Source organism: Microcoleus sp. (genome assembly GCF_049646505.1).
Taxonomy (GTDB): Bacteria; Cyanobacteriota; Cyanobacteriia; order Cyanobacteriales; family Microcoleaceae; genus Microcoleus.
The window spans coordinates 1-6,075 of sequence record NZ_JBARVX010000649.1; the positions used below are offsets into that span (position 1 = coordinate 1).

Sequence of the window (6,075 nt, forward strand, 5' to 3'; positions counted from 1 at the left end):
TTATGCGATCATACTGTATCCATAACCAGGATTACATCACTCAGGAGCCGTGTGCGGTGAAAGTCGCTCTTCCCGGTTTTGTAGGAGAGATGGTGGGGGACACCCTGCCATCGACTCTCTAACAGCACGCGGTGCTGCCGTTTTCCTCAGTTTCTATATAGTTCAATCAATACACACATCAAGAGGTAACCCACATGGCTAAGCCAGCAAGCAAGCTCGTCATCGTCACGGAAAAGTTGTTGCTCAAAAAGATCGGCCAGATCATCGACGATGCCGGGGCTACCGGTTATACGGTGGTGGACGCTGGAGGTAAAGGCAGTCGCAACGTGCGCTCGTCGGGACATCCCACCGTTTCCGATGCCTACTCGAATATAAAGTTCGAGGTGCTCACCGACAGTCGGGATATGGCCGTGAGGATTGCGGATGAGGTCGCAGCGAAGTTTTTCGCCGATTATTCGGGCCTCGCCTATATCTGTAACGCCGAGGTACTGAGCGCGCACAAGTTCTGTGGGCCAGAGGGCTGTTGAATCGAAATACGGTCACCAAAGCAAATCTCACTGAACAGCCTATTTAATCTAGGTTTTAGCCATTCTGAACCGATTGAACCAACCGAAGATGGGGACGGTACAGGCGATATCTTTCCCGCTCTGACCGATCCGCTGGTTCAGGGCATCCGGTCGGGATTGTCTAACAATCAGATAATTACTGAGCTGCTACAGACTCCTAAAGGCGACTCTAAAAAATATCAGGCATTGAGTCAGAGACATGATGATTTGAGAAAACATATTCTGTGATTCTGCCCAAATAAAATAAGTTTTTTAACCACTGGCAACGGTGGTTTTTTATTGCAATCAACCCCAAAGTAAAGGCACATCATAGAGTTTGAATTTGCCATGCTTGGAAATCACTGTTAACCCTTCACAGACAGCATGAAAAATCAACATCTTGTCAAAAGGGTATTGTTGCTGATTTGGTAAAATACTGAGGTTAAAAATACGATCGGGGGTATCCAGTAAAACTTTTATATCCCCTAAAATTCATCCGGCAAAGGCTCATCAAAATCATCTGCCATCACCATTGAGCCGCGATTTAAGCCAGCCTTGGGAATCACAACCTACCCAGACGATAAAGGTAAAACCGTAGCAAGCGGAACACCATATCGGGTTAATGTCACTTCGATATGGTTCTGAATATCGGTTAATAGTTCCAAGAGGCGATCGCCTAACTGATTAACATTAAACGTTTTCTTTAACATTTCACTCGAACCTAAAGATTCAATCGCCCTAGCTCGAATCTAGCACAAAGACAATTCTCGATTGAGGGGCGATCGCCTCTAGCATCTGAAGCTTTGTTTAAGAGTGTTAAGGAATGTTCAGCATAAATAATCAGCAGGGTCAGCATTAAGTTTGATGAGAGTTCAGACAGTTATAATGCAAAAAGAACGTAAATATCAATAACCAAGATGTCCTTGCAGTGTATGCTTTGGAAGCACTGGCGCGCCGTCGATCGCTGAGATGGTTGCATTTAGTGGGTTCGATCTGCCAAAGTCTAGTTTGTAATCTATTAGAAGCACAGCGATCGCCCGATATTAGCAGTCATGTTTTGAAATTCGTAAAATATGTCAAATCGCCGGAAATCTTCATTTGTTCGTTACCAAATACTGGGAATCATCACAGCCTTAGCGCTGAGCTTAGTTTTGCAGGCTGTACCCGTTCAAGCAGCGAGGACGGCGACATCTGTTGTGGTAGATGGTCGTCCAGTTTTTAGAGTCAGCGATGCTGACTCATTGACAGCCGCCGAACGAGCCGATTTGCTCAATTTGCGACTCAAACAAATTGAGCAATCTCAAGAAACCGTTCGAGTCACAACTGAATTTCGCGATCGGTACCCCACCATTCTGGTTAATGGCAAATACTTGCTGACAGTCACTCAATCCGATGTGCAAGAAAATCGCACGCCCGCCGAACAAGCTAATCTTTGGGTTCAACAACTCCGTCAAGCTTTGCAGCAAGCTCAAAATGAAAGAAGCGCCGGATTCATGAAAAATATGGCGGTGCTGGCAGCGGCGACTGTCGGGCTGGCGATCGCCCTTCACAAAGGATTGGGATGGCTGTGGCGATCGGCCAGACAAGCTGCTATCCAGCGATTTGTCGAACCATCAAACGAAGAAGTTGGAGTTAATGATTCGCCCAAAGCTCTGAACTTATTATTTAATTTAACTCTGTTTTTTGCAAGGGTTGCGCTTTGGATTGTCACTGCCCTTTACATTACCAATCTGTTTCCGGTAACTCGGATTTGGAGTTACACCCTAACCAGCAGTTTAGTCAGCACTTTCACATCTAAAGCCCTGTCTGTAGGACGCAACAATTACTCAGTCACCGATCTGCTAATTCTATCTGCTCTGATCCTGGGATGGGTTGTCCTTAGCGGTGTTATTTCTAAATTATTTAAACTGCGAATTTTGGAAGTCACCCGCATCAGTCGAGGCAGTCAAGAAGCCGTTGCTGTGATTGCCAAATATTTGCTGGTTGTTGTGGGAACGATCGTTCTGATGCAAATATGGGGAATTGACCTGAGTTCTCTAACAATTATCTTTAGTGCATTGGGAGTTGGTATCGGTTTTGGGTTTCAGGATATCGCTAAAAACTTTGGTAGCGGTCTGATTTTGCTCTTTGAACGTCCGATTCGGGTAGGCGACTTTGTGAATGTCGGTAAAATTGAAGGCACTGTGATCCGTATTGGCGCTCGCAGTACAGTGCTTCGCAACCTCGATCAAGTTTCGATTATTTTGCCCAATTCCCGTTTCTTGGAGGATGATGTAACTAACTGGAACTATGAAAATGCTGTTTCGCGGATCAGAATTCCAGTTGGTGTTGCCTACGGCTGTGATATCAGTCAAGTTAAGGAGGCATTACTAAAAGCTGGTAGGGGACATTCTGATGTGTTGAAAACTCCAGAACCAATTGTTTTTTTCTTGGGTTTTGGTGATAGTTCCTTGGATTTTGAGCTGCGGGTTTGGATTGCTGAACCCATCGCACAGTATCGCGTCAAGAGTGATTTATTTTTCCGTATTGAAGAACTGTTTCGAGAACGTGAAATCCAAATTCCGTTTCCTCAACGAGATTTGCACGTCCGCTCTGGGAGCATTCCTTTGGCTTTGTCACCGGAACTAGAGGCAACATTACGCAAAAATTTACTCAAGTCGGAAAATAACTCAACCATCCAGAAATAATCTAGGCTAGACAGAACAACAACGCTATAACTAATACAATCTTTGATTTCAAATCTAGCACTTAACTTGACCATGATCAAAACAATCGATGCGCTATTTATGTTCGCACAACTGCCTTTAGATAATGGCGGTCGCTTCCTGCAAATTACTCTAATTTTGATAGCAGGAGGGATTGGCGGATTAGCAGGAAGGGTGGCGGTTCCTGCCTTGAGTGTAGCCTTAAATTGGTTTGCTCCCAATTTAAAGCTACAAGCTTATATTCGTGTATTCCTTGCCTCTAAAAACATAATTTTAACGTTATTCACTCTCTCGGCGATGGAATTGATGTTGCTTCTGCTCCCTCGCACTCAATGGCTGAAATTGATGGAATTTTGCCTGAGTGCGGGCATCACTTTTTTTGGCGGTTGGTTGCTGTGGAGTCTATTTCGAGACTTTTTTAATACCACAATTGTAGGCGTCACTTTTGAGTCCAATCCTCAAGTAAGAGGCGAGTCTATTTTTTTGATTCGCTATCTCGGAGAATTTGCGATCGCTATAACGTTAATTTTAGTTTTTTGTATTAGCCACAACATCAACGTTGCCGGGATACTTACTAGCTTGGGGATTGGCGGTATTGCCTTTGCCTTTGCCGCTCAAAAAACTCTAGAACAACTTTTGGGAGGGATTGTTTTAACTCTCGATCGCCCTTTTACAGTGGGCGACTATATTGGCTTAGGAGATGGACAACAAGGCAAACAAGGTACTTTTGGCAGAGTAGAAAGTATTGGCTTGAGATCGACCAGAATTCGCATCTCCGGTAAAGGCACTCTCACAGTTATTCCTAATAACTCCTTGACTCAAGCTACCATCGAGAACTTTACCGGCGCAAAGAAAGTTATGTCTGTGATGGTGCTAGAGTTTCCCGAACAGGTATCTGCTGACAAACAAGCACTAATCCGCCAAACCGTGATGGACAGCACGGTGGACATTTTTGGTTTAGACTGGCGCAGCACAGAAGTTTCCTTCAGTGACAATCGCGCCCAAATTTATTTTTTTATTTTGGGTGCTAATGAATTATCTATGGAATTGAGGCGGCAATTGCTCGATTTAGCTACCCAACAAATTACTAAACAACTGCAAAAGCACGATATTTCTTTTACCGTTAACCAACCAACGATTTATGTTGATGCTCCAATCGCTATTTAATCGGCAAATTCAACTAATCTTTTTATTTACTATCTGCTGGTTGCTGTTCGCCGCTCCGATGAGTTTTGCTGAAAGTGTTGGCGGCCCTCGTTCTCCCGTAGTAGTTGATGGAATTCCGCTGTTTTATTTGCAACCTGTCGGTCGGTTTACAGCATTGGAACGTACCCAATTTGCCAACGATTTACTGGCTGATGCGATTTCTAATGAGAAAGTCATAAACTTCGATGTGCGTAACGATCCCAATTCAAGCGCTACCTCAATTTCTTTGAACAACAATTACCTGTTGACAGTTACAGCCAACGATGTTCTACCAAACTTTTCTTTGTCTCAACAAGCTAAGCAATGGGAAGATATTCTAGAAAGGGCGGTCGCCAAAGCTAAAAAAGAACGAACTTCACAATACATTTTGCAGAGAAGTTTGTGGATTTTAATTGGCATAGGAATTATTTTACTATTGCGGTTTCTAGGGGTAATTGTAGCCAGAATAGCTAAGTGGGAAACGGGAATTTTTACCAATATTGTTTTTGGTTCTGCCTGGATAGCGATCGCCCTAGTAAGTTCGGAATGGTTCCCAGTATTACGCAGTATTCGTTATCAGATTGTCGCCCCATTTTCTCAGCCCCAGTGGCTGATATTTTTAGGAGCGTTAGCAGGCTCTTTTGTATTTAGCCATTACGCTCCAGCCTTATTGAGATTTGCCATCAAAAAGCTAGATATTTCATCAGCAGAACATATTTATCTGGCAATTATTCAACCCAGCGAGCGCCTCGTGCAATTTTCAGTCCTCAGTATTTGTATAAGTTGGTCTCTCACCATACTCGAAACATTAGTGCCAGTTGTTTATGGCCTGCTCAAACCGATTGTCAATCTATTTGTATTTGGCTGTTTGTATTGGTTATCTAAACAAATTACTAGCCGCTACCTGCGTACCTATGGATTCAAGTTTGGGGGTAGTGTTAATCCCAGCAGCGATGATGCAATTTTAGTATTTGAAACTGTGTTGAATGTCTTGATCTTTATTGTAGCACTGGTGACATTTGCCCGCAGCGTCAACTTTGACTTGATTGGCTTGGTTGCTAGTTTGGGGTTAGTTGGTTTGGCCGTCGCTTTTGCTGCCCAAAAAATTCTCGAACAACTCATTGCTACTTTAGTATTGTATTTAGATCGTCCTTTTGTTACTGGTGACTATATCCGTCTACCCGCTGGAGAGTTGGGGAAAGTAGAAAGTATTGGCTTGCGATCGACAAAAATTCGTTCCCTCGGCACGGGTACAATTATTGTGATGCCCAATTCTATCTTAGTCAGTGTAGAAATTGAAAACGTTACTCTTGCCAAAAAAATTATGGTGTTACTGTATATGGACTTTGCCAGTGTTTTAGGAGAACGAGAATACGCCCTAGTGCAGCAAGTTATAATAGAAAAAACTGCTTTCCTATCAGGAATTGATGCTAACAGCACAAATATTGCTCTCGCCGATGAATCGGGGAAAAGATTGAGGGTAAGTTTGGCAATTTTAGGTTCTCAAGATAATGCTATCGAGGTGCGTAAACGTCTACTAGAGTTAGCAAGCGTTCAAATTGCTAAATCCCTTTCAGTCCACGGTATTGTGTTTACAATGGAAAATCCTACGGTTTACGTGCAGTCCCCTACTACTATTT

At 43.4% G+C, this 6,075-nt stretch carries 4 protein-coding genes; all 4 read left to right on the plus strand.

Features of this window, described 5'->3' with window-relative positions; translation table 11 throughout:
• Positions 1-194: 194 nt before the first annotated feature.
• Entirely contained in the window at positions 195-527 is a 333-nt protein-coding gene (locus tag WBA89_RS29755) for a P-II family nitrogen regulator (RefSeq protein ID WP_424411270.1), read from the plus strand.
• Positions 528-1,618: 1,091 nt separating this feature from the next.
• Entirely contained in the window at positions 1,619-3,232 is a 1,614-nt protein-coding gene (locus tag WBA89_RS29760; RefSeq protein ID WP_424411272.1) for a mechanosensitive ion channel family protein, read from the plus strand.
• 72 nt (positions 3,233-3,304) lie between these two features.
• Positions 3,305-4,417, plus strand: coding sequence for a mechanosensitive ion channel family protein (locus WBA89_RS29765; protein WP_424411274.1), 1,113 nt, complete (start codon positions 3,305-3,307; stop codon positions 4,415-4,417).
• Positions 4,398-6,075: mechanosensitive ion channel family protein (locus tag WBA89_RS29770; RefSeq protein WP_424411276.1), on the plus strand; the 1,678-nt coding region annotated here is incomplete at its 3' end. The genes WBA89_RS29765 and WBA89_RS29770, both read left to right, overlap by 20 nt.